Origin of the sequence: Agrobacterium vacciniicorymbosi (assembly GCF_040427045.1) — a bacterium.
Lineage (GTDB): Bacteria > Pseudomonadota > Alphaproteobacteria > Rhizobiales > Rhizobiaceae > Agrobacterium.
The window spans coordinates 1-1,317 of the sequence record NZ_JBETMF010000029.1; the positions used below are offsets into that span (position 1 = coordinate 1).

Below are 1,317 nucleotides of genomic sequence, written 5' to 3' on the forward strand. Positions count from 1 at the left end.
TGACCCGCACCGGTTTTGCCGGAGGCCATTTCGTTTAAGTTATGCTGCCATGGCCGGTGCGTCCATTATGGCGTAATATCGTTCCTCGGCTTCGGCTGGCGGTATATTCCCGATAGGCTCCAGAAGCCGTCGATGATTGAACCATCGACCCATTCCAAGGTGGCGAATTCCACCGCCTCGAAGCTGCGCCATGGTCCACGTCGATGAATGACCTCGGCTTTGTAAAGACCGTTGATCGTCTCAGCGAGGGCGTTGTCGTAACTGTCGCCGACGCTTCCGACAGACGGCTCGATGCCAGCTTCTGCCAATCTCTCGGAATACCGAATGGACACGTATTGAACGCCGCGATCCGAGTGATGCACGAGGCCGCTGGTATGAGCGGGACGCCGATCATGAAGTGCCTGCTCCAGCGCATCGAGGACGAAGCTTGCATGTGCTGTCCGGCTTGCCCGCCAGCCGACGATGCCACGAGCGAAGACGTCGATGACAAAGGCCACGTAGACGAAACCCTGCCAGGTGGCGACATAGGTGAAGTCCGAAACCCACAGCCTGTTGGGTGCTGGGGCTTTGAACTGGCGGTTAACCCGGTCAAGCGGGTTCGGGGCCGACTTGTCCGAGAACGTCGTGCGGATCGGCTTACCTCGAATGATACCCTGCAGGCTCATCGACCTCATAAGCCTAGCGACACTGCAGCGGGCGACGTCCAAGCCTTCACGCTTCAATTGCCGCCAGACCTTGCGAACGCCATAGACACGGAAGTTCTGTTCGAAGACACGACGTGTCTCAATCTTCAGGCCGATATCGCTGCGGGCGCGGATCGACAGGCGATCCACGCCCAGGCGCTTGGCGACATTCTCGTAGTAGGTTGACGGGGCAATCGGCAGTAGCCTGCAGATCGGCTCGACCCCGAACACTCCGCGATATTCGTCGATGAACGAGATCATCGCTTGAAGGGGCGGTCGAGCTCCGCCTGGGCGAAATAAGCAGACGCCTTGCGCGATATCTCGTTGGCCTGACGGAGCTCACGGTTCTCGCGCTCAAGAGCCTTCATCTTCTCTGCGAGATCGCTCGGCAAGCCTGCCCGTTTACCGCTGTCGACCTCGGTCTTCTTGACCATTCGTGCAGCGTGGCTGGCGAGCAGCCGATCTTGCCCGCAATAGATGAGACCGCAGCCCAGCGTGATGGATGCTCGGCTTCGTGATCCAGCACCATACGAATAGCGCGTTGACGGACTTCAGGTGAAAACTTGTTTGTTGTCTTACTCATAATGGCTCCACATTCTCAGAAGTTGGAGCCTCCGGCAAAACCGGTGCGGTT

1 pseudogene and 1 other annotated feature are annotated in these 1,317 nt (G+C 58.4%); the pseudogene reads right to left on the bottom strand.

Annotated elements, in window-relative coordinates:
- Positions 1-39 precede the first annotated feature (39 nt).
- Positions 40-1,266: pseudogene (locus ABUK73_RS23320) on the bottom strand (IS3 family transposase).
- Positions 870-986, bottom strand: a sequence feature (AL1L pseudoknot). Its footprint overlaps the pseudogene before it by 117 nt.
- Positions 1,267-1,317: the final 51 nt, after the last annotated feature.